The 23837-nt window shown below is 41.5% G+C and carries 22 protein-coding genes; 15 read left to right on the top strand and 7 right to left on the bottom strand.

The window, feature by feature from the left end; all coding sequences use genetic code 11:
- Positions 1-8: 8 nt before the first annotated feature.
- Together EGM47_RS06835 and EGM47_RS06830 are read left to right on the top strand one after the other, a co-directional pair.
- Positions 9-1169, top strand: coding sequence for a vWA domain-containing protein (locus EGM47_RS06835; RefSeq protein WP_124980032.1), 1161 nt, complete (start codon positions 9-11; stop codon positions 1167-1169).
- Positions 1170-1273: 104 nt separating this feature from the next.
- The gene (locus EGM47_RS06830; protein ID WP_124980031.1) at positions 1274-1864 is read left to right on the top strand and encodes a porin family protein; all 591 of its coding nucleotides are present in this window, start codon (positions 1274-1276) and stop codon (positions 1862-1864) included.
- Positions 1865-2211: 347 nt separating this feature from the next.
- Here EGM47_RS06830 and EGM47_RS06825 read toward each other — a convergent pair whose 3' ends face one another.
- Complete coding sequence (locus tag EGM47_RS06825; RefSeq protein WP_124980030.1) at positions 2212-2853, bottom strand: hypothetical protein; 642 nt, start codon at positions 2851-2853, stop codon at positions 2212-2214.
- Between the two features lie 4 nt (positions 2854-2857).
- Positions 2858-3352, bottom strand: a complete 495-nt coding sequence (locus EGM47_RS06820; RefSeq protein ID WP_124980029.1) for an RNA polymerase sigma factor — start codon at positions 3350-3352, stop codon at positions 2858-2860.
- A gap of 188 nt (positions 3353-3540) precedes the next feature.
- On the opposite strand from EGM47_RS06820, the gene EGM47_RS06815 reads away from it, so the two are divergent.
- From EGM47_RS06815 to EGM47_RS06790, 6 genes are all read left to right on the top strand, one after another.
- Positions 3541-4836, top strand: coding sequence for an NAD(P)/FAD-dependent oxidoreductase (locus EGM47_RS06815; protein ID WP_124980028.1), 1296 nt, complete (start codon positions 3541-3543; stop codon positions 4834-4836).
- A gap of 102 nt (positions 4837-4938) precedes the next feature.
- Positions 4939-6339, top strand: coding sequence for a dihydrolipoyl dehydrogenase (gene lpdA / locus EGM47_RS06810; RefSeq protein WP_124980027.1), 1401 nt, complete (start codon positions 4939-4941; stop codon positions 6337-6339).
- A gap of 111 nt (positions 6340-6450) precedes the next feature.
- Positions 6451-7407, top strand: a complete 957-nt coding sequence (locus EGM47_RS06805) for a hypothetical protein (RefSeq protein WP_124980026.1) — start codon at positions 6451-6453, stop codon at positions 7405-7407.
- 330 nt (positions 7408-7737) lie between these two features.
- A complete protein-coding gene (locus EGM47_RS06800; protein ID WP_124980025.1) occupies positions 7738-8037 on the top strand; it encodes a hypothetical protein in 300 nt (99 codons plus the stop codon).
- Positions 8038-8082: 45 nt separating this feature from the next.
- A complete protein-coding gene (locus tag EGM47_RS06795; RefSeq protein WP_124980024.1) occupies positions 8083-9183 on the top strand; it encodes a DegT/DnrJ/EryC1/StrS family aminotransferase in 1101 nt (366 codons plus the stop codon).
- Entirely contained in the window at positions 9183-10475 is a 1293-nt protein-coding gene (locus EGM47_RS06790) for an O-antigen translocase (protein ID WP_124980023.1), read from the top strand. The genes EGM47_RS06795 and EGM47_RS06790 overlap by 1 nt, the downstream gene beginning before the upstream one ends.
- Here the strand turns inward: EGM47_RS06790 and EGM47_RS06785 are convergent.
- The gene (locus EGM47_RS06785; RefSeq protein WP_124980022.1) at positions 10472-10852 is read right to left on the bottom strand and encodes a hypothetical protein; all 381 of its coding nucleotides are present in this window, start codon (positions 10850-10852) and stop codon (positions 10472-10474) included. The two genes, EGM47_RS06790 and EGM47_RS06785, sit on opposite strands and share 4 nt — an antisense overlap.
- A 170-nt stretch (positions 10853-11022) precedes the next feature.
- On the opposite strand from EGM47_RS06785, the gene EGM47_RS06780 reads away from it, so the two are divergent.
- Positions 11023-11790, top strand: a complete 768-nt coding sequence (locus EGM47_RS06780) for a 3'-5' exonuclease (RefSeq protein WP_124980021.1) — start codon at positions 11023-11025, stop codon at positions 11788-11790.
- Here EGM47_RS06780 and EGM47_RS06775 read toward each other — a convergent pair.
- Both EGM47_RS06775 and EGM47_RS06770 read right to left on the bottom strand, forming a co-directional pair.
- The gene (locus EGM47_RS06775) at positions 11770-12402 is read right to left on the bottom strand and encodes a hypothetical protein (RefSeq protein WP_124980020.1); all 633 of its coding nucleotides are present in this window, start codon (positions 12400-12402) and stop codon (positions 11770-11772) included. The genes EGM47_RS06780 and EGM47_RS06775 overlap by 21 nt on opposite strands.
- A gap of 219 nt (positions 12403-12621) precedes the next feature.
- Complete coding sequence (locus tag EGM47_RS06770; RefSeq protein WP_124980019.1) at positions 12622-14007, bottom strand: FAD-binding oxidoreductase; 1386 nt, start codon at positions 14005-14007, stop codon at positions 12622-12624.
- 320 nt (positions 14008-14327) lie between these two features.
- Between EGM47_RS06770 and EGM47_RS06765 the strand changes: the two genes are divergently transcribed.
- Positions 14328-14912, top strand: a complete 585-nt coding sequence (locus EGM47_RS06765; RefSeq protein ID WP_124980018.1) for a hypothetical protein — start codon at positions 14328-14330, stop codon at positions 14910-14912.
- Here the strand turns inward: EGM47_RS06765 and EGM47_RS06760 are convergent.
- Both EGM47_RS06760 and EGM47_RS06755 read right to left on the bottom strand, forming a co-directional pair.
- Positions 14907-15140 carry a hypothetical protein gene (locus tag EGM47_RS06760; protein ID WP_124980017.1) on the bottom strand — a complete coding sequence of 78 codons (234 nt, stop codon included), beginning with the start codon at positions 15138-15140 and terminating at the stop codon, positions 14907-14909. The genes EGM47_RS06765 and EGM47_RS06760 overlap by 6 nt on opposite strands.
- Positions 15137-15640 (bottom strand): SRPBCC family protein, encoded by a 504-nt coding sequence (locus EGM47_RS06755; protein WP_164510834.1) that lies wholly within the window; start codon positions 15638-15640, stop codon positions 15137-15139. The genes EGM47_RS06760 and EGM47_RS06755 overlap by 4 nt, the downstream gene beginning before the upstream one ends.
- 122 nt (positions 15641-15762) lie before the next feature.
- On the opposite strand from EGM47_RS06755, the gene EGM47_RS06750 reads away from it, so the two are divergent.
- The 5 genes from EGM47_RS06750 to EGM47_RS06730 all read left to right on the top strand — a co-directional run bounded on the left by EGM47_RS06750 (position 15763) and on the right by EGM47_RS06730 (position 23721).
- Positions 15763-17745, top strand: a complete 1983-nt coding sequence (locus EGM47_RS06750) for a peptidylprolyl isomerase (protein WP_124980016.1) — start codon at positions 15763-15765, stop codon at positions 17743-17745.
- A 34-nt stretch (positions 17746-17779) separates the two neighbouring features.
- Positions 17780-18589 carry a peptidylprolyl isomerase gene (locus EGM47_RS06745; RefSeq protein WP_240642319.1) on the top strand — a complete coding sequence of 270 codons (810 nt, stop codon included), beginning with the start codon at positions 17780-17782 and terminating at the stop codon, positions 18587-18589.
- Entirely contained in the window at positions 18549-20018 is a 1470-nt protein-coding gene (locus tag EGM47_RS06740; RefSeq protein ID WP_124980014.1) for a peptidylprolyl isomerase, read from the top strand. The genes EGM47_RS06745 and EGM47_RS06740 overlap by 41 nt, the downstream gene beginning before the upstream one ends.
- A gap of 24 nt (positions 20019-20042) precedes the next feature.
- Positions 20043-21002 (top strand): AAA family ATPase, encoded by a 960-nt coding sequence (locus EGM47_RS06735; protein ID WP_394341792.1) that lies wholly within the window; start codon positions 20043-20045, stop codon positions 21000-21002.
- Positions 21003-21453: 451 nt separating this feature from the next.
- A complete protein-coding gene (locus tag EGM47_RS06730; RefSeq protein ID WP_124980012.1) occupies positions 21454-23721 on the top strand; it encodes an aconitate hydratase in 2268 nt (755 codons plus the stop codon).
- The last annotated feature ends 116 nt before the right edge of the window (positions 23722-23837 follow it).

Below are 23837 nucleotides of genomic sequence, written 5' to 3'. Positions count from 1 at the left end.
TTTAAGATATGGCACAGGAAAGATTGGGTTTTAAATTTAAGTTTTTTGATCCACAGGAAAAGGATCCTTTTGATAAGCTGTTTGATATTTTTAAAGAGCTGATCACGCATACCTCAGGAGATTTTGATGAAGCCATTGATTGGCTGCGCGAACTGGATAAGGAATACGAGCTTACAACACCCGAATATACTATTGACGATTTTATAGAGGACTTAAAGGATCGCGGATATATACGCGAGGAATTTGATCCCAATGGCATTGGAGATGGCAATCAGGACGGAGAAGACGGTGAAGGGTCTGGGAATGGAAGGTTTAGTATTACCGCAAAGACTGAACAACTATTGCGTAAACATGCCTTAGAACAGATTTTTGGAAATATGCGCAAAGGTAATTCTGGTAATCATAAGACAGGAAAATTAGGCAGCGGAGATGAGCACAGCGGTGATTATCGACCTTATCGTTTTGGGGATGGTCTGGACAGGATTTCGATGACCGAGAGCCTGCGAAACGCACAAATCAATCATGGTATGGGGAATTTTAACCTCACCGAAGACGATCTGGTGGTAGAAGATACGCAATTCAAAGCCCAAATGAGCACGGTTTTAATGATTGATATATCCCATTCTATGATACTTTATGGAGAGGATCGTATCACGCCCGCCAAAAAAGTAGCCATGGCACTGGCAGAACTCATCACCACCCGTTACCCAAAAGATACACTTGATATCATTGTTTTTGGAAATGATGCTTGGCCGATCAAGATTGCTGATTTGCCTTATTTGAGGGTGGGTCCATACCACACCAACACTGTAGCTGGTTTGCAATTGGCCATGGATATACTTAGACGCAAACGCAACACCAATAAACAAATTTTCATGATCACCGATGGAAAGCCGAGTTGTTTGCGTCTTAAGGATGGCCGATATTATAAGAATTCCAATGGATTGGACGAATACATAGTAGAGAAATGCTACACGATGGCTGCCCAGGCAAGAAGGTTACACATTCCCATTACCACATTCATGATTGCAAACGATCCCTATCTACAGCGTTTTGTAGACCAATTCACCGAGGCTAATCAGGGAAAGGCCTTTTTTACTGGCTTAAAAGGACTGGGAGAAATGATCTTTAGTGATTATGAATCCAACAGAAGGAAACGCCTGAAATAGAACGCAAATTTTGCGTAATGATCAATTGTCGTTTAATGTGATATGAAATAAATCGCAGAACCCGCATCATTTTTATATATTTGACACAAACCAAAAACTATATAATGAAATCTATACTTTTCTCGCTTACAGCCCTTTTTGCCGTTTCCTTTGCGGCCCAGGCCCAAGACTTTTCCTATGGTGTCATCGGTGGAGTCAATTTCTCTAAGATTGATAATTTAGGAGGATCTGGATTTGAGGATACCCGTACTGGATTCCACGCCGGTTTATTTGCAGAACTACCTTTTGCTGAAAACTGGTCCTATGAAGGAAGTTTGCTCTACTCTGTAGAAGGCGAGGAGTTTGCTAATGCGGCTGGGGATGAAGTCGATGTAAAATTATCCTATATCAATGTTCCTCTACAGTTCAAATACTATGCTTTTAAAGGTTTTAGTATTCATGCAGGTCCTCAAATTGGGTTCTTGTTGAAAGGTGAATCTTCCGTGAATGATGGAAACGAAGAGGAAATTGAAGACACGGTTAACACCAATTTTGCTGGTACTTTTGGGTTTGGTTATGATTTTAAGGAAATCGGTCTTTACCTTAAAGGTACTTTGACCTACGGATTTTCTGATATCATCGACAATGAAACCGATGGTCCTAACCGTAATCAGTTGCCAGGTACAGTCCATGCTTCTTTGGGATACCGTTTCTAAAATTCAAGAAATAACATTTATAATAATAAAAAGCCTTTACTTCTTGTAAAGGCTTTTTTTATGAGTTGTATTTGATGTCATTTGAATGCTTGTGAACCGCACGAGCTTTGATAAAACATTTTTGATGCAATCTTAGTCTTGGGAGTGAGAAAAAAATAGCGGTTGTATAGCTGGCTTTTTGAATCTAAAGCAGGCTTTGAACTAAGGTAAAAAATGAATAGCCAGTGTTATTGATTGGTAAGATCTATTTATTAGTCAATCTAGGAAGTTGTCGTCTTCCTCTCAAAGCTATTTATTTTGACTTTGTCTAAAGTAACCTAAGAAGTCCGAACAGGTCAACCCAGTGCCTAAATTTCCATACGTTTAAGTTCGTTGTAATTGCGTTTTAACCTCCGCAAGAGTACACCATAGATGACTTGATAGATTAAGAATAACACAACACACATTGCCAGAGTAACGACAAAAAAGGCTCCCAACATCATAAAATAAAACAAGGTAGGGTGTTCCATAAATTCTTGGGTTTGGGAGAGCTTGACAATGTTTGGGTCATGCTCTATGGTCAATACAGCAACTATCATAGTGACGAGCATCATATAGATCAGATTGTACCAAATGTACCACTTCATGGTGCGTCGTGTCTTCAAAATTTTGTTCATCAAGCTACGGGTAGGCTGGACGGTTGAAATATTTCTGTAGTTCTGATAAAACAAATAAATAAACACCAATATAGCTGCATAATGGAGGATAATAGAGCCATAGTAAAAAGGCTTACCTATGATGGCTATGGTATTGCGTTCCACGTTTAAACCATGAGAGAAAAAACCCAAGACTGCAAAAACGGCAAATTCAATGATGGCGATAATAAGTAACCATTTGACGATGCTGCTTGATTTTTTGGCCAGCAAACCACGCAGCTGCTCCTTGGAATAATTAGGCACGTCGCTGGTCTGGGACTGCCATTTTGATTTGAGTATATCGAGTTGATCCATCTTTTTATGGATTAATAATGTTAGTCAATTTTGTTTTGATGCGGTTCATCTTTACCCGTGCATTCACCTCGCTGATTCCCATGGTTTCAGAAATTTCCCGATAGCTTTTGTCTTCCAAATAGAGAAATACCAATGCCTTTTCAATATCATTCAATTGCTTTACCGCACCATAAAGCAAACTCAATTGTTCCATTTGTTCATCATCCTGAATTTCATCGGCAATCTTGAACTGAACGCTGTCATAGTCCTGGGTGTTGACCCTGCGCTTTGATTTACGATACAAAGTGATAGCAGTATTCAACGCCACTCTATACATCCAGGTAGAAAACTTGGAATCACCCCTAAATTTGGGATAAGCTTTCCATAACTGAACCGTTACTTCTTGAAATAAGTCGTTGTGTGCCGCACGATCATTCGTGTAAAGCCTACAGATCTTATGGACAATGTTCTGGTTCTCCTCGAGTTGCTGTACAAATTCCTGTTCTAAATCCTTTCGCACTATTTGATATTGGCTTGGTTGTATAATCAGTCTTAGTTGATATCGATATGTTACATCCTCCTCACAATTTACAGTAAATTATTTTCTATGCTTATCAAAATATAATGCGGTGCCCAAGTATTTAAAAAGTATGTTAATCGGTCGTAGGACGGCTATCCAGGTTTTATCTTTGATACAAACAACAACCTATGAACCTACCTAAGTCTGATTTTCCACGTGTGATCATCGTGGGCGGTGGCTTCGGTGGTGTGACGCTTTCGCGAAAGCTGGTCAAGCAAGATCTACAAGTTGTATTAATTGACCAACACAATTACCACAATTTTCAGCCTTTGATGTATCAAGTGGCCACCAGCGGCCTAGAACCTGATTCGATCGCGTTTCCATTGCGCGGACTGGTGGAGCAAAAAAAGAATTTTGTTTTTAGATTGGCCGAGGTCTATAGCGTGGAACCTGTACTCAAAGAATTAAAAACCTCTATCGGATCGGTCAAATTTGATTATCTGATCCTGGCAACTGGCTCTAAAACTAATTTTTTTGGAAACAGCGAGCTAGAGGAAGCTTCCTTGCAAATGAAAAGCGTTCCTCAAGCCTTGAACATACGTAGTTATATGCTTCAAAACCTGGAGGAAGCAACGCTGACTGATGACCGGGAAGAACAACGCCGACTCATGCGTATTGTACTATCTGGTGCAGGGCCAACAGGGGTGGAATTGGCCGGTGCCTTTGCCGAATTCAGAAAAGGTGTCTTGCCCAATGATTATCCAGATTTGGATCCAGATTTAATGGAAATCCACCTGCTGGATGGATCGGATAGGGTGTTGGCCAGTATGAGTGAAAAAGCCTCCATCAAAGCAAAAAAGTACTTGAAGAAGCTCGGTGTAAACGTTCACCTGAACGTGATGGTCAAAGATTATCAGGATAATTTGGTAACGACAAATACAGATTTTTCTATAGAAGCTTATTCTTTCATCTGGAGTGCTGGTGTAATTGGGAATCCCATAAGTGGTATCCATGAGGAGCATATCAATCAGAAATCCCAGCGCTATCTGGTCGATCAATATAACAGGATTCAAGGCTATGCCGATATTTTTGCTGTTGGAGATATTGCGTTGATGCAAACTGAAAAATTTCCCCACGGACATCCTATGGTGGCCCAACCCGCCATCCAACAAGGAGCTCATTTGGTGTCCAATTTTAAAAGGATGTTGAAGGGCAGGGAACTGAAAAAATTTAAATACTTTGACAAGGGAAGCATGGCTACCATTGGAAGAAACAAAGCCGTGGCCGATGTTGGTAAATTTACCCTGGGAGGCGCGCTGGCATGGTTTACCTGGCTGGGAGTGCATCTCTACTTTCTGGTAGGTGTACGTAACCGTCTGGTGGTCTTTCTCAATTGGACTTATAACTATTTCAACTTTGACAGGGCAGCCCGACTGATCATACGACCTTATCAGAAAAAGAAAATTTCTGGACGATTGAAGTAATCTTGGGAACTTTGTTGCACACAATATTTTAGTCTTAAATCCCGGCAAACGCGCTTGCTTTCTTATCTTTGTATCTTATAATTTTAACATAAAAACACTCTTATGAGTAAGTATGATGTTGCAGTAATTGGTTCAGGACCTGGTGGCTATGTAGCCGCAATACGCTGTGCACAACTAGGCATGAAAACGGCCATCATTGAAAAGTATAATACCTTGGGAGGAACTTGTCTGAATGTAGGATGTATTCCTTCCAAAGCACTGTTGGATTCCTCTCACCACTATGACGATGCTATCAAGCATTTTGAGGAACACGGTATAGAAATACCTGGAGACATAAAGATCAATTTTGAAAAAATGATCGCCAGGAAGAAAAAGGTCGTTGACCAAACCTGCGATGGTGTCGCCTACCTTATGAAGAAAAATGAGATTGACGTCTATACGGGTGTTGGTTCTTTTGAGGATGCTACACATATTAAAATTGAAGGGGATAAGTCTCAAACTATTGAGGCTAAGCATACCATTATCGCGACAGGTTCGAAACCTGCGACCTTGCCATTTATTACCGTGGACAAAGAACGCATCATCACCTCCACAGAGGCACTTTCTCTAAAAGAAATTCCTAAACACATGATCGTCATTGGTGGTGGTGTAATCGGGCTGGAACTAGGACAAGTGTACCGCAGATTGGGTGCAGAGGTAAGCGTTATAGAATACATGGACCGTATCACGCCGGCCATGGACAAGGCACTTTCCAAAGAATTGATGAAAGTTCTTAAGAAACAGGGCATCAAATTTCATTTGTCACATGCCGTTAACAAAGTAGAGCGTGATGGAGACAAAGTCACCATTACAGCCAAAGACAAAAAGGACAATGAGGTAACTTTTGAAGGCGATTACTGCCTGGTTTCTGTTGGACGTCGTCCATTTACTGACGGATTGAATGCCACCGCAGCGGGTATTCAAGTCAATGAAAAAGGACAAATTGAAGTAAATGAGCACTTGCAAACCAATGTTTCCAATATTTACGCCATCGGAGATGTGGTAAAAGGAATCATGTTGGCCCATAAAGCCGAAGAAGAAGGAGTGTTTGTAGCAGAGACCTTGGCTGGTCAAAAACCACATGTCAATTATAACCTTATTCCCAACGTAATTTATACGTGGCCCGAGGTGGCAAGTGTAGGAAAAACGGAAGAGGAATTGAAAGAAGCTGGAGTCGAATACAAAGCCGGTTCATTCCCTATGCGTGCTTTGGGTAGATCCAGAGCTTCGGGTGATACCGATGGTTTGGTAAAAATTCTAGCCGACAAAAATACGGATGAGGTATTAGGCGTCCATATGATAGGTGCCAGGGTAGCAGATCTTATCGCTGAAGCAGTTACCGCGATGGAATATCGCGCCAGCGCAGAGGATATCGCCAGAATGTCGCACGCACACCCAACCTATGCCGAGGCGGTCAAAGAGGCAGCCCTTGCAGCCACTGATGATCGACCATTGCACGTTTAAGTCTATCCTTGATGATCAATTTAAAAAGCCGATTTCCAGTGGATCGGCTTTTTGTTTTGCATAAATTCTCGGGCTTTTGCCTACACCTTGTATCTTAGCAGTACTTCAACTATGGCGCCTTATAAGATCCATCAATACAATTCCAGTCTTAGACAGCAGTGGGATGACTTTATCCTAACTTCTGCCAATGGGACGTTTATTTGGGAAAGGGATTTTATGGAATATCATCAAGACAGGTTCCAGGACCATAGCCTGATGATTTACAAAGGCGACCGACTTTTGGCTTGTATGCCAGCTCATGTGGTCGACGGTTCATTCTATAGCCACCGTGGACTCACTTATGGCGGCGTAGCCTGGGAAAATAGCTTGTCTTCTTTAGACTATTTACTAGTCTATCAACATATCCTGGATTATCTGAAAACGTCCGCTTTCGCGAAAGCGGAAATTCAACTGCAAAGTCCTTGGTATCACTCCAAAACCCACGAGGAATATGAGGTCTTAACGCAATTAGGCTTTAACCTACAGCGCAAACAACACTCCATGTGGGTCAAGCTGTCAGAAAAACTTGTTGTATCCTCTAAAAAAACTGCAGGCTACCGCAATGGAAAGTTTGACAACATGAAGTTTTCACTGGGTTCTCGATTCGAACAATTTTGGGAACAAGTACTTATCCCATCCTTGCAAAACAGGCACAAGGCCCGTCCAGTCCACTCTGCAAAAGAGATCTGCCATTTGTATTCCAAATTTCCAGAGCAAATACTACTCTTCCAAGTAATTCATCAAGAAGAGCTGGTTGCTGGCATATGTTTTTTTCTAAAAGGCAACGTAGTGAAATCTCAATATGCTGCCGCTACGACTAAAGGGATGAAACAGGATGCCATGGCTTTTGCGTATATCGAAAGCATGAAATATTTTGCAGCACGTGGATTTGAAATCATGGACTACGGTCCCGTAAACGAATCAAATGGTAGTATCAATAGAGGATTGCAGCGATTTAAAGAAGAGTTGGGGTGTACGACAACTGTAGTTAGCCGACTGGAAAAACAACTCCAGGAAGATGTAGAATAACTCTATTATAAAGAAACGCTTTTTTCGTCAGCAATGCCAGCACATATCTGGTTACCTCTAGGCCATAAAAAACCACCAATTTCAAAGAGGCTATCAAACTCATTGCGATCGGTGGTCCTTCAACCAAACTTAACTTATTTTTCCTTTTTCATAGTATCTTCAGTAGTAGAGGTATTATTTCAGGCTAATTCAATAATCCAAACTTTGTCTTCCAATATTATGATGATACAAATGTAAAGCGATACCTAGTTTTAAAGCACTAAGTCCCGTTAAGCACTGTTAAGTAGTGTTATTGCAAAAGAAAGTACCTTTGAAGACAAAGAATTACCCATGAAATACACCAAGCACTCTTTTCACATTGCTGTGCTCTCCAGTCTTCTGTTAGTTGGCTTTGTGGTGCTTTCTAATATTGATCGTACCACACAAAACAATATCAATGATGTTACTGGATATTTAATTACACTTTTTTTTGTGAGTCTGATCCTGGGTTTTGTTTTTGCTATGTTAAGTTTAAGGGAGTCCTACCACTGGAAAAAGTACATAGGTTTAGGGATCAATGTGTTCTATTTTATTTTATTCATTTTGGCGTTGATTGGCAATTTGCAGGATCTGAGCCAGTGGTTTGGCTAGAAGGAAGAGATCTTTTAATATCTTCGTGAGGATGAATTAAATCTATTGAAGCCAACGCAAATACCATATCTGGATCTACCTGCCTTGCAAGCCAGGTTTGCATTGCAAGATCAACAAACTTTAACCCGCCTGCATGAGGTCGGCCAATTTATTGGTGGTGCTATGTTAGAAGCATTTGAAAATGAATTTGCTTCTTACTGTGGAGTTGGTCATGCCGTTGGCACTGCCAATGGACTCGATGCATTACGCCTCATTCTGTTGGCTGATCAGGAATTAGGAATATTACCTCAAAAGGCAAGAATCTTGGTGCCGGCCCATACATATATCGCCAGTTTCTTGAGTATTATCCATGCTGGTATGCACCCCATTCCGGTTGACGTAGGCCATCTCAATCTTGATCTCAAAGCTGTAGAGGCTTGTGAAACATCTTATGATGGTATTTTGGCTGTGGATCTATATGGCAAAATGGTGGCCGATGAGGTCTATGACTACGCCAAAGAACACGATATACCAATTTATTGCGATACCGCACAATCCCACGGTGCGATCAATGCAACTGGGAAAAAAGCAGGTAGCCTGGCTCGTGCCAGCGCATTTTCATTTTATCCCACAAAAAATCTTGGGGCACTGGGAGATGGTGGAGCAATTACTACGGATGATCACCAACTTGCTGGGATGTGTAGAAAACTCGGTAATTATGGTAGGCTGAGTAGATATGAAAATGATCAATTAGGTCTCAACTCAAGGCTAGATCCACTCCAGGCGGGTTTCCTGTCCACCAGATTAGAGCTTCTGGATGAAGATAATAGCAAAAGAAAGGAGGTTGCCCAATATTATTATGCCCATATCAAGAATGAAAGGATTGACTTGCTACCGGCAGATTTTCTTTATCACAACGCGTTACATGTTTTCCCTGTCTTGGTAGCCGATCGGGACGCCCTTAAAAAACATCTGGAACAACATGGTATCGGTTACAGTTGTCACTATGAAATTCCACCGCACCAACAGCCTGCACTGAGTTCCTATAATTTTGGGGTGTTTCCCAGGACAGAATTATTGCATCGACAGGAATTGAGCTTGCCTTGCCACCCTCTTCTGACTGCACAACAGATGGAGCGTATTGTCGATGTAATCAATAAGTTCTGATGAGGAGGTTATTGCATTCACTGAACAAGAATTTGTTACTCAAACTCGCTGGGTTCAATTCGCTCCACGTGTTCCTTAAAATAGGTACGGGTGCCTTAATGTCGCATCTGCTTGCTATTTATGTAGGTGCGGCTGGAATGGGTATATTGGGGAACCTTCGCAATTTTGTACAAGGCGTACTGAGTTTCTCTGTACTGGGGCTAGAAAATGGAATGGTCAAGCACGTGGCCCAGTTTCAGGAAAATATACCCAAACTAAGAAAAGTCTTAAGTACCGCCAAAATACTGATGTTTATCGCCAGTTTGGTGGCTGGGATTCTGATCTTTTTAGCGGCCCCATGGCTGGATCAACAATTGATTGCAGTTGATACTAGTTTTGCCAACCTATTTAGGTGGCTGGCCATTTGTTTGCCTTTTTACGTAGTGTTTGTATTCTTTTCGTCTCTGTTACAGGGGTTTCAATGGTACAAGAAGTTTATCTGGGTCAATATCTGTATCAGTGTTCTTGTTTTTGGGATTTCCGCTTATAGTGTGTATCAATACAACCTAAGCGGTGCATTATACGTCCTGGTTGTTGTTCCCGTTATTCAGGCCATGGTGGCGTGGGGCTGGTGGCATTGGGGAACAGCCAAAACAACAGGTTTGTCAAAAAGGATAAATTTTTCCTTTGATACTACGGTGGTACGCCAACTCCTTAAATACAGTCTTATGGCTTTGTTTAGTGCCTTGATGATCCCACTGGTTCATATTTTGATACGTACGATGTTGATGGAGCAGGTGAGCGACGAGGCAGCCGGTTGGTGGGAAGCGGTCACTCGTGTGTCCAGTTATTATATGATGTTTGTGACCAGTTTGATCAGCATGTATGTGCTTCCCAGTTTGAGTAAAAATTCTTCCAGGGGTAATTATAGAAGTACCATTTGGGGTTTTTATAAAAATATCCTGCCTTTGGTGATCATAGGTCTGGTTGCAGTTTACCTATGTCGGGAGTGGATTGTGGCTATTTTGTTTACGGCAGAGTTTGAGGGAGCCCTACCCATGTTTAAGTGGCAGCTGGTGGGGGATTTTGTCAAGATAATTACAACGGTGATGGCGTTCAGATTCATCGCGCAAAATGACTTAAGACGTTATCTCACCGCAGAAATCATTAGTATCGCTAGCTTCTACATCTTTTCTTGGTATGCAATTCCTGTTTATGCAGAGGAGGGTGTTGTTATTGCCTATCTGGCCAATTATATCGTGTATTTTGTATGCCTTCTCATATTGCTGCGCAAAGACCTGTTCAAGGCTTAATAACCCAAACTGTCTGGTCGTATCCGTCTTACTTCTGTAGTCACCGAATCAGATCGCTGCAAATTCAGGTTATTGTCCTTTTGGGTCACGATGGCTGTATAAGTATGGACAGTATCGGCATCTTTTGTAAGCGGTATCATTTCCAATAAATCAATCTTCTTCTTTGCTGGAATAGTAGTGATCATCGGGCGATCTGCGCTGCGTCTGAATCCTTTGCTTTCTACCCTAAAAAATAAATCCAGGTCCTTGTCGGTCGTGTTTTCAGCCTCATATACAATGCTGCGTTTTTCTTTGCGAACACTGATCTTGATCCCTGGATGGAATTGTTGATCTGGTAGACAAAAAATGAATAACAGGAAGGTGGCGATCAATTTCATAAGTAGTTTTTGCGTATTCTTTTCAAATTCTGTGCCTCGGCTCCTGATCTGAAACCTATATTTGTAAAAATAGCAAATACTGATGTGGTTAGGGACTCCGCTTTCGCGAAAGCGAACTTACCTACATTTGTAATCACCAAAATGTTCAATCCCAAACAGCACTGCCATTCATGAAACTTAACCTGCATCGTCCCATTTGTTTTTTTGATCTAGAAACCACAGGTACCAACATTTCCAAGGATCGTATTGTTGAAATATCCATCCATAAAGTATTCCCTGACGGCAACGAAAAAACCTATACATTCAAGGTTAATCCTACGGTTCCAATTCCAGCTGAAACTACTGCGGTACACGGAATTACAGATGAAATGGTAGCTAATGAACCCACTTTTGCAGAGCGCGCTCATGAAATTAATAATATCATTAAGGATTCAGACTTGGCCGGATTCAATTCCAACCGATTTGACATTCCGCTCTTGGCCGAGGAAATGCTTAGGGCCGGAGTGGATTTTGAAATGGGTAATCGCAATGCTATTGATGTGCAAAATATATTTCATAAAATGGAGCAACGCTCCCTGGTGGCGGCCTACAAATTTTACTGCGACAAAGAATTGACCGATGCTCATAGTGCGGAGGCAGACACCATTGCCACCTACGAGGTGTTGAAAGGACAATTGGAGCGCTATCCAGAATTAGAGAATGACATGAAATCCCTGGCTGAATTCTCCGCCCGACGAAAGCCAGTGGATTTTGCAGGTATGCTAGCCTATAACGATAAGGGAGAGGAGTGTTTTAATTTTGGCAAACACAAAGGGAAGCGTGTAGTGGATGTATTGGAGAGTGAGCCCGGGTACTACAGCTGGATCCAGAATGCAGATTTCCCGCTTTACACTAAAAAAGTGCTGACTGCTATTAAATTACGAGGTTTCAATCAGTAATGACGGTGGTCGAGGTGGAGGGATAGGAAAAGAAAAATGTGCATTAAATGGAACTTCTCCATCATGTTGGTCTTTAATTTTTACATATGCTTTAACGGCTAGAAGCAAGATCTCCCTGAAAACCTCTATAGTTTGATCTTTGTTGAACACAAAATGGAGATTAGAATATCTAGGTTTTTGAGGTGTAAGAAAATAGGGTTCCTTTCGAAAGGTTTCCTGGAAAAATGTATACATATTTTCTTCAGTTAAACGCCCAAATTGTACAGGTTCATCAATATATATAAAGTCCGAAGTGATTTGAATATATCGATTCGATCTACCGCAATAAATTAGTCTTTTGCAATTATGGAACATCGGCTGAATGTGGTAGGTTATATTTTGATCTCTAAGCAAGATGATGGGAGTTTTATTATTACAATCTATATCACTTAGGGCTTCCAAAAAGTCATTGTAAGTCTCAAAATCATCAACATCAATCTCATGTCGGGCTAAGTCCGCTTCTGGAGTGTACTGGCCCCATATTTCAATAGTTTTGGCGCCAAATTTTTCATTGACCACAAGCGTGAGAGCAGAAAAGCAAATCAGGGTTATAGAAGCGATCGTATATTTCATTCGGCTCAAATTGTTGGATGAATTCTCATACTGAAGTTTAGCTTTAGACCCATTCCCAACTGTTGAAATAATGCCGATTTTTTAAGGCCAATGTGGTTATACAGGAGATTAAAATAGTGAGGATTGAGTAGGCAAAATAACGCATGCGGGTATTTTTGCTAGTGTATCAATATTAGTGCCGTATTTACAGCCCAACCTAATTTGCTCAACTTGCGTTGGTTAAAAAATCTTCCCTGGATTCAATAAGCCCTTAGGATCCATCATGTTTTTGACTTGTTTCATCAACTGGATTTCTTCTGTGGTACGGCATATTTGCAGGTACTCCTTTTTGTGTACGCCAATCCCATGTTCAGCACTTACAGAACCACCGATAGCTTTGAGCCCATCATAGATGCAATGATCAATGGCCTTTTTTAGGTCGGCTGAGGTATTTTCTTTACCAATCATAAAGTGAATATTTCCATCGGCTACATGTCCAAAAGCATATACCTGTTCAACGCCGTCAATTTCCTTCAGCCGCTCATATCGGTCTGCAATGTATTCTCCTATCAGTGGTATGGGCAGACTGATGTCAAAATGCTGGTCGTGGGTCATGAAATCAACCAGGTTATTTACATCTTCCCGGATCCTGAAAAACCATTCCACATCACTGGGTGACTGTGCCATGACCGCATCCAGGATCATGTCTGATTCCAAGGCCTTTTCAAGTAGAAATTCAAAACTTTGCTGATCTTTTATCTGGTCTGCTCCCATGGATTCAACCAACACATAATAATTGTAGTCATAAGGGAGCGGTGGTCGTACGGCATCACTTGTGCTGGTCATTTGCTGATACGTATTCTTCCAGATCAATTCAAATCCGCTGAGCTGTCCTGCCAGCTGACCGTCCATATATTTGAGGAAATGAACCACTTTCGCGAAAGCGTCAAAACCTACATAGGCTGCATTTCTGCTTTTGGGCGCCTCTTCTAATTTAAGCATGGCTTTGGTAACAATACCTAATGTACCTTCACTACCTATAAAAAGCTGCTTCAAATCATAACCACTGTTGTCCTTGATGATTTTTTTAAGGGAAGAAATAATGCGTCCATCGGCTAGCACAACCTCTAATCCCAAGATCAACTGGCGAGTCATACCATACTTTAATACACGTAAGCCTCCGGCATTGGTAGATATGATACCGCCTATTTGCGCACTTCCTTTCGCGCCAAAGTTGAGGGGGAAGAGCAGCTGATTTTCCTCAGCCTTGTCTTGAATATGTTCTAAAATAACGCCGGCTTCCACTTCCATCGTCCTACTGGAAGTGTCGGTTTGTACGATACGGTTCATGCGCTCCAACGAAATAACTACTTCATCTTCCTGGGTTTCAGTGCTACCCACAAGATTGGTCAATCCCCCGTGTACCACGACGGTAAGTTGGTGCTTATCGCACTGCTTCATGATCATGGATACCTCTTTGGTGCTTTCGGGTAAGAGTAGGCAAGCCGCTTGGAGCGACTGATCCATGTGCCAGATGTGGTGATAACGGGTGTCCAAATCTGAGCCAGTCAGAATCTGGTCCTTTTGAAGAAATTCGTTAAAGAGTTGACGAATAGAGAAGTTCATATTGTTTTGCGACAGTCAATAGATTAAAGAATAGATGAACGACAAAAAAGTGGTATTTTATCGATTTTAATAAATAATTGATCTAGAGTGCAAAGCTAAGATTTTGATTTCTATTAGATTTCCAGTTCAAATAATCTATTCGCCAAAAAATTAGCCGCCTAAAACGACATATTATTTTATTGGGGGTCGTTCTCCTGATAGTGAATCTTCTAGTCATCATAACCCTGCCAGAATTTGTATTTTGGATAAGGTTTGCGACAGGACTTTTCTTATTTGCCTATCTTCTGTTTAGATGGGATCTGAACAAGAAAACCAAGTACATGATTAGTTGGGCTTTTCTAGTCATGTCTGATTTATGTTTGGTTTTCTTCGATGAATTTTGGGTATCTATACTATATCTTATCATTTCCCAAACGGGCTTTGCCTATTTAATGACGAGTATTTGGCGAGTGATTGATTGGCGCCAACTTAACCTGGGCAACACGCTTATTTTGACTGTTGTTACAGGCTTTAATCTTTATTTACTCCATGTCTTGCTTCAAGCGGTAGCTGAATTTATTGAACCAACCCAACTCTTGTGTTTTTATATTTACGGGGCTTTAGGAACTTTGTGTACAATGATTTCTGGAGTGAGTTATATGCAGCTAGATCGCACCGACAACGAACATTTCTTGATAATTCCATATGCTTATTTGATCAGTAATGCGTTTTTGGTTATTGCCATCTTTACTATACACGATTGGTTCTTTATTTTATCGAGGATGACTTATATACTTTTGGTGTCAATGCTGGCCTACCAAATGGTGAAGCGTATTCAATACCCGTCCACAGCCAGGGCAAGTATTTTGGCTCGCGCAAGCCTATCGAAAGATGCCACGAATGAGACTACTTCAAGTCAATCATGACCAAAGCTGCCCACGATGAGGTTTAAGTCTATCGCGCACCAGTGGCATAAACTCTTCATTTAATGCAACAAATGCGATCCAGTGGTTGTCGTGAAGCTGTTCTACACCACACGCCAAACTATCGATAGATTCTATTTCTAAAAACTCATTCAGGTGCACCAGGTGGTGTTCGGCTGTCGGGCGGGCTGCAGGGCCTTTAAAATCCCAAATTAACTTTAACTTTCTCATGTAGGACGGTCATTTTTAAAATCATAGTTCTCGGCAAATATCTTGAAATCATTCATGTGTTGGCGGGTCTGTTTCTCAAACGCCTGAGGCCTTGCTTTAGCGACCCATCGCATCATGCCAGTAAATTTGAATTGGCTTTGGGCTAGCCATCTGGTGGATCCTTGGTTATTTTTGTTAATGTTTGTTAGCGGCTGCTGAATAGAATCTGAGCAAGACTCAAATTTGTTGTCTTGATAATTAATTACCCCTTTGAGCTTATAAGTTGCTTTCCATCTATGGGGCAGATCGACCAGCGTGATTTCTTCCTTCATGGTGATGGCCTGTCCCGCCATCTTGATACGCATTTGCCTGGTGCTGCCTTGAGCCCCTGGTGCTCCAGATAAGTATTTAAAATCAATGAGTCCGTGTTGCCAGTGTTTGAAATATTCAGGTTGTTGAAATAAATAAATGACTTTGGACAGTGGGAGATGTATGATAATTTCGTCTTGGGTATGGATCATACGGTTTAAGTCGTAGCGGGAAGTGCAAACTTATGTTAACAAACCCTAAAGGTCAAGTCATTTGGGGTTTTGAAGGAGTGCCCTAAATACCTATTTTTGCAGGCCTTGGTAATGATTTTTTTATGAGAAACTTTAAATGGATATTGGTAGTTTTTTGTCTTGCCGCCCAGTTCTCGAACAGTCAGGAGCTGAAGGATAAGACATTGTTAAGCATTGATGGTACCGATTATGATGCAGGGACTTTTATCAAATTCTACTTTAAGAATTTGGATATCGTTCAAGATGACCAACAAAAAGACGTTGACAATTACCTGAATCTTTACATTGACTACAGGTTAAAATTACAGCAAGCCAAAAGTTTAGGTTTGGACCAAAAGGAGGAGTATCTCAAGGAAATTCAATCCACCAGATCTGGTATTGCTCAAGCTTTCCTGACTGACAATGAGGTCTCAGAGCAATTGGTGCGCCAGGCCTATGAGCGTAGCAAAGAAGAAGTCAACGCCAGTCATATACTGATCAAGGTATCCAGGGATGCCTCTCCAGCAGATACGCTGAATGCCTGGAATCGCATCCAGGACTTATATCGTCAAGCTACAGCACCCAATGCTGATTTTGCAACATTAGCCAGAACCAAAAGTGAAGGCCCAAGCGCAGGTAATGCGGGAGAATTGGGGTGGTTTGGAGCGTTTAGGATGGTTTATGAATTTGAAAATGCTGCCTATCAAACGCCAGTAGGTCAAGTATCCGAGCCTTTCAGAACAGATTTTGGATACCACATTCTTAAGGTAAATGACCGCCGTTCCAATCCTGGAGAGATTACAGTTGCACATATCATGACCTTTGATAAAAAGGAAGTTCAGGAACAAACCGCCGCTCAACGCATCCAGGAAATTTACAGTCAGTTGAAGGCTGGAAAGGATTTTGCAGAATTGGCTCGTGAATTTTCAGATGATGTGAATAGTGCTTCCAGGGGTGGTCGTCTCAATAAATTTGGTACGGGAGGAATAGATCCGACCTTTGCCGAAGCTGCCTTTGAGATACCATCTGTTGGGGAATATACTCAGCCCATTCAGACACCTTATGGTTGGCACATTATCCAACTACTGGAGCGGCATCCAGTACCAGCATTTGAAAAACAGGAAAAAAGCCTGAGAGGTAAAATTCAAAAATCCCCAAGATCCCAAAAGATTACAGAGGCTTTTATCAAGAAACTGAAAGACAAATACGGCATATCAGAGAATTTAAAGCTGCCCACAACATTACTAGATATGGTAGATGATAGTCTGTTGTTAAAAAATGAGTATAAGTTAAAAGCCGAACATCAGCGGGTTGAAACTCCCGTTTTTAACATCCAGGATCAATCTTATACCTATACGGAATTTCTTACATATGTTGAGCAGCAGCAACTAAAGGAAACTAAGGTGTACCCGTCTAAAAAGGCAAAATTGTCTTCTTATTTCGACCAATTTGTGAACGATAAGTTGAGGGCTTATTATGACGAGCACTTGGAAGAGGATAACGAAGACTTTGCTTTTCTGTATAACGAATTCAAGGAAGGCTTTTTGATTTTCGACCTGATTGAGACCAAAGTTTGGGAAAAGGCAAAAACTGATTCAGTCGGCCAAATGAACTTTTACGAAAATCATAAAAATGACTATCAATGGAAGCGCCGATTGGACTTGATTATTACCCAAAGTACAAGTGAAGAAACGGCCGAACAGGTCAAAAAGTTATTGGAACAAGGAGTTGAGGTGGACAGTATCAAGGAGCGTTTCAACATTGATAATCGTACTAAAGTTATGGTCTCCAAAGGAATAGTGGACGAGACCTATAGTAGGTTGCCAGAAGACTTTGAGGTCCGCAAAGGGGTTTCTCAAATTTATCATGACGCCGGAGATAGTTTTTATAAAGTGATCCAGGTCAATGAAATCCTGGAACCTACCATTAAGAGTCTGGAAGAAGCCAGGGGTGCTGTGATTAATGATTATCAACAAACCTTAGAAAGACAATGGCTTGAACAGCTGAGGGACGGTAAAAAGATCAAGGTGAACAAAAAGGTATTGAAAAAAGTCAAACAACATATTGAAGACCAAAAACGCACATAAAAAAGGCATTTTGCTCATTGTGACACTGCTCCTTGTGTCTTGTTCTCTTTTTCAAAATGAAGAAGAGCAAATTATCGTTGCGCAACTGGGCGAACACAAGGTGTACAGAAGTGAAATCATGGAATTGTTGCCGGTGGATTATACGGTAGAAGACAGTACACAAATTGTGGAACAGCATTTGGAAGAATGGACCAAAGATCATATGCTGTTGAACAATGCCATGGACAATATTTCAGAAGAGCGACAGCGGGAATTGGATCAACTTATAGAGCGCTACCGTATCGAGCTGTATGTTCAGGAATACCTGGCTGAAATGGTGAAACAGCACATGGATACCAATATTTCAGAGGCAGAAATTAAGAAATATTATGAGCAGAGGCGCGAGGACTTAAAACTCAATGAGGATTTGGTGCAATTCCAATACATTCACTTGGATCCGATCAACAAGGACCTGGACCAAATTGATAAATGGTTCCGAGAAGGCGACTCCATATCTTTGAAAAAAGTCGATAGTCTCAACCTCAATTATCGCAGTTATTTCCTCGATGATGACATCTGGATAAAAAAGAGCACGCTTTTTGATCGTATCAATGCCATCAACCCGACCAATGAGCGCACCTACATAAAAGAAGGAGCGTACTGGAAGTTGGAGGATAGTCTTGGTGTATATTTGGTGCACTTTAAAGATGTACTGAAAAGGGGCAATCGCGCACCACTTTCCTACGTTAAACCTACGATCAAGCAAGTCTTACTCAACAAGAGCAAGATTGCCTACATACAAAAATTAGAAAAAGATTTACTCAATGATGCCAAATCAAGTAATAAAGTTAAAGCAGATCAGTAGTTGGATGCTGCTGTTGGTTGGATTCGCTTTCGCGAAAGCGGGAACGGTACAAACCACGCAAGACTCCACAGAGTATGCTGCCATAGATGAGAAAATAAAAAAGGAAACTCTTGCTGCGTTGGATAGCGTTAGGCCCCAACAGAAGCGCTTTTTGATCGATGGTGTATCAGGGGTAATAGGGGATTATGTGATCTTATCTTCAGATATCACACAGGCCAAAGAACAGGCCAAAAGACAGGCCGGAATTTCTGATTTGTCCAGCTGTGAGTTGATGCAAAGTCTGCTCGCCGAAAAAATGTATGCTCACCATGCCATTCAAGATTCTATTACGATCAGTGATCGTGAAATTGAGGGGAGTACAGAACAGCAGATCGACTATTTTAAAAATGTGCTGAAAACTCAGGATGAACAAAAGATAGCCGAATTCTACAAAAAAGACAACATCCAACAGGTGCGTGAAGCATTGAATCGTGTGAATAGAGATCAACTGCTGGCTCAACGCATGCAGCAGCGTATCACTGAACAGGTAGAAATCACCCCTGAAGAAGTACGCCAGTTTTTCTATGATATTCCAGAAGATCAGCGTCCATTGTTCAATACAGAAGTCGAGATGGCCCGTATAGTTGTTACTCCCAAACCAGAACAAGCGGAAATAGACTTGGTGATCAATAAACTCAAAGAATACCGGGCAGATGTGTTGGATAATGGAGCGGATTTTAGTGTAAAAGCTACTTTATACTCAGATGATACGGGCACGGAGAGACAGGGAGGTGTGTTAACGCTTAAAAGAAATAGTCCTTTTGTAAAGGAGTTCAAGGATCAAGCCTTTTCGCTTCAGGAAGGAGAGATCAGTGAACCATTTGAAACCATGTTTGGTTGGCACATTCTTTATGTGGAAAGTGTTAAGGGGCAAGTGCGCGATGTGCGTCACATTCTGCTTGAACCTTTTATATCAACCGCTCAAAAAAATGCGGCTCGTGAAAAGTTAGAGAAAATGAGGGACAAGATCATCTTAGGTGATATCTCTTTTGAAGATGCCGCCGCCGAAATTAGCGATGACGAGCGCTCTGCAGAAAATGGTGGTCGGATCATCAATCCAAACACAGGAACGGCTAGAGTTGAAGTGACCAGACTTGAGTCTGATATGGCTTCTCAAGTTCAATTCCTGGAAAAAGGAGATGTAAGTGGTATCATCGAGGAAACTGATCCAACAGGACGACGTACCTCTTTTAAGATCATTAAAATAATTGACAAGATTCCAGATCATAAAGCCAACTATTCTCAGGATTACCTCAAAATCAAAGATTTAGCGCTGAAGGATAAGCAGGTAAAAGCCATTCAGGAATGGCGCGCCGAAAAAATCAAAGACACTTACGTCAAGATTGGTGAAGAATTTAAGGAATGTGAAATCCTTGATGGTTGGAATTAGTAGTATATTTCGGCTAAACCAAAAATTCATATGTCTGACGTAGCAGCCATCGACCAACTCGTTCAAAAGCATCGGGAACTAAAAAAGGAAATTGCCAAAGTGATCATCGGTCAAGAAGTGGTGATCGATGAGATTCTTATCAGTATTTTTTCAGGTGGACATGCCTTATTGGTAGGTGTTCCTGGACTGGCCAAAACTTTGATGGTCAATACCATTTCCCAAGCCCTGGGCTTGCAGTTCAAACGTATCCAATTTACACCAGATTTGATGCCCAGCGACATTTTGGGTAGTGAGATTTTGGATGAAAACCGCACCTTTAAATTTCTAAAGGGTCCCGTATTTTCTAATATCATTTTGGCCGATGAGATCAACCGTACGCCACCTAAAACTCAGGCCGCATTACTTGAAGCCATGCAGGAGAAGTCGGTTACCGTAGCGGGACAACACTACAAATTGGATGCTCCTTATTTTGTTTTGGCTACTCAGAACCCGATCGAGCAGGAAGGAACCTATCCATTGCCAGAGGCGCAGCTGGATCGTTTTATGTTTTCGATTAATCTACAATATCCTTCATTTCAGGAAGAGGTAGATGTAGTTAAGAGCACCACTAGTGACCACAAACCTCAAATTAATGCATTATTTACTGCTCAGGAAATCGTAGACTTCCAACAATTGGTACGTCGTATTCCTGTGGCTGATAATGTGATAGAATATGCGGTTACACTGGTAGGAAAAACACGTCCTAAAGGTGATACAGCACCAGAATTGATCAAGGAATATATTGATTGGGGTGCTGGGCCTCGAGCTTCCCAAAATTTAATTTTGGCTGCTAAAACTCATGCTGCTGTGAATGGTAAATACAGTCCAGACATAGAAGATGTTAAGGCGGTAGCCAATGGTATTCTTAGACACCGTATCATCAAAAATTACAAAGCCGAAGCGGAAGGTTTTACTGAGGAAAGCATTATCGCAAAGATTCTGTGATGAAGTATCCCGCACGCTACCGCTGACTGATTTCCTACTAGAAAAGCTAGATACGCCGGACAACCGCAGCCACTTTTTCTGTTCGATTGGTTGTTTTGGGTTGTTTTTGGATCCGTATTGTGCGGATTCATATAGTTTTGCTTCACATATTGCGCAAACTGTGGACTTTTCTTATCGTAGCGAGATGTGTCTTGGCTTCAAACTCTCTTTTCCTTTCTCAATGCCACAATTCTAAATCCGTCTAATATTTGGGTCGATCCATAGTCCCTAACCACTGGATTACAATTAACATGGTTTTAGTGCTTATTTATTATCAAATCCGCATTAAAAATGCTTATTTTAAGGTTGATGGTTAGTTTTGATATACACAGCGCAAGATGACTGAAGGCTTTCATTTCATCTGCTATTTTTGTATTTTCGCAAACCTTAGATTAAAATTAAACTTACATATATGGCTTTTGATATAGATATGATTAAAAAGGTGTATGCCGAGATGCCTGTACGTGTCAATAAAGCACGTGAAATCACTGGCAAACCTCTTACCCTGGCCGAGAAAATTCTTTACTCGCACCTCTGGGATGGTACTCCAGAAAAAACCTTTACCCGTGGTAAAGATTATGTAGATTTTGCGCCAGATCGTATCGCATGTCAGGATGCTACTGCTCAAATGGCCTTGCTTCAATTCATGCAAGCAGGAAAAGATAATGTTGAAGTTCCTACTACTGTACACTGTGACCACTTGATCCAAGCTAAAATAGGTGCAGATGCCGATCTTCAGGATGCCATGAATACCTCCAATGAGGTTTTCAACTTCCTTGAAACAGTATCCAACAAATACGGTATTGGTTTCTGGAAGCCAGGAGCTGGTATCATTCACCAAGTAGTATTGGAAAACTATGCTTTCCCAGGAGGAATGATGATTGGAACGGACTCTCATACCGTAAATGCAGGTGGACTAGGAATGGTGGCAATTGGTGTTGGTGGTGCAGATGCTGTCGACGTAATGGCAGGAATGGCATGGGAACTCAAATTCCCTAAACTGATCGGAGTGAGACTAACTGGTAACCTATCTGGTTGGACCGCGCCCAAAGATGTGATTCTAAAGGTAGCCGAAATTCTTACAGTGAAAGGTGGAACCGGAGCCATTGTTGAATACTTTGGACCAGGTGCCAAAAATCTCTCCTGTACAGGAAAAGGGACCATTTGTAATATGGGAGCAGAAATAGGGGCTACCACTTCCACATTTGGATACGATGATTCCATGGAGCGTTATTTACGTGCTACAGAACGCGCAGATATCGCCGATGCAGCCAATGAGATAAGAGAATACCTTACCGGTGACCCTGAGGTTTACGAAAACCCAGAACAATACTTTGATCAGGTAATCGAAATCGATCTTGATACTTTAATGCCACATTTGAATGGACCTTTTACCCCAGATTTGGCTACTGAGGTAGGAACGATGAATGAAAAGGCGACCAAAAATGATTGGCCTCTAAAAGTTGAGTGGGGACTGATAGGTTCGTGTACCAACTCTTCCTATGAAGATTTATCCCGAGCCAGCTCAATTGCCCAGCAGGCGATCGACAAGAAGTTGAAGACCAAGGCAGAGTTCGGAATTAATCCGGGTTCTGAAAAAGTACGTTACACTACAGAGCGTGATGGTATTCTAGGTATTTTTGAAAAATTAGATGCAAAAATATTTACCAACGCTTGTGGACCTTGTATCGGACAGTGGGCGCGTTATGAAGACCCCAAGAATGCACCCAAAAACTCCATTGTTCACTCGTTTAACAGGAACTTTGCGAAGAGAGCGGATGGTAATCCCAATACCCACGCATTTGTTGCTTCACCTGAAATGGTAGCGGCTATTGCCATCTCTGGAAGATTGGATTTCAATCCGCTTACTGACAAGTTAATCAATGAGGATGGAGAGGAAGTGATGTTGGATGAACCTACAGGATGGGAATTGCCACCGAAAGGTTTTGAAGTAAAGGATGATGGATATCTGGCACCTACAGAAGATGGGAGTAGCGTAAAAGTCGAAGTAGCCGAAGATTCTGAAAGACTACAATTGTTAGAACCATTCGAACCCATTGGTACGGATATCAAAGACGCCAAGCTGTTGATCAAGGCTTATGGTAAGTGTACCACGGATCATATCTCTATGGCTGGTCCATGGTTAAGGTTCCGCGGTCATTTGGACAATATTTCTAACAACTGTTTAATTGGTGCAGTGAATGCATACAATAAAAAGACCAATTTTGTTAAAAACCAATTGACTGGTGAGTATGATGCCGTTCCTAAGGTTCAACGACAATATAAAGCCGAAGGTATTCCTTCTGTTGTTGTGGGTGACCACAATTATGGGGAAGGTTCCTCTCGTGAACACGCTGCGATGGAGCCTAGGTTCCTAGGGGTGGTTGCCGTGATCGTGAAATCGTTTGCCCGTATTCATGAGACCAACCTAAAAAAGCAGGGAATGTTGGGCTTGACGTTTGCCAACGAAGCAGATTATGACCTGATTCAAGAGGATGATAGCTTTAACTTTGTGGACCTGCATGAATTTGCTCCAGATAAACCATTGACGATTGAGATCACCCACGCCGATGGTACTAAGGATACGATTAAAGTTAATCATACCTATAATGATGCGCAAATCGAATGGTTCCACAAAGGAAGTGCACTGAATAAAATTAAAGAGGAAAACGCTGCTTAAGCTATGCTCTTTTGATACACTGAAAAGCCTCTAAATTCTTAGGGGCTTTTTTATTGATCAATGGCTTAAAGATCAATTGCGATGGCTAGTGATAAACATACTGGGGTTCACATATC

The sequence above is a fragment of the Nonlabens xiamenensis genome (genome assembly GCF_003865345.1).
Lineage (GTDB): Bacteria > Bacteroidota > Bacteroidia > Flavobacteriales > Flavobacteriaceae > Nonlabens > Nonlabens xiamenensis.
This window is presented reverse-complemented; position numbering and strand designations above follow the sequence as displayed.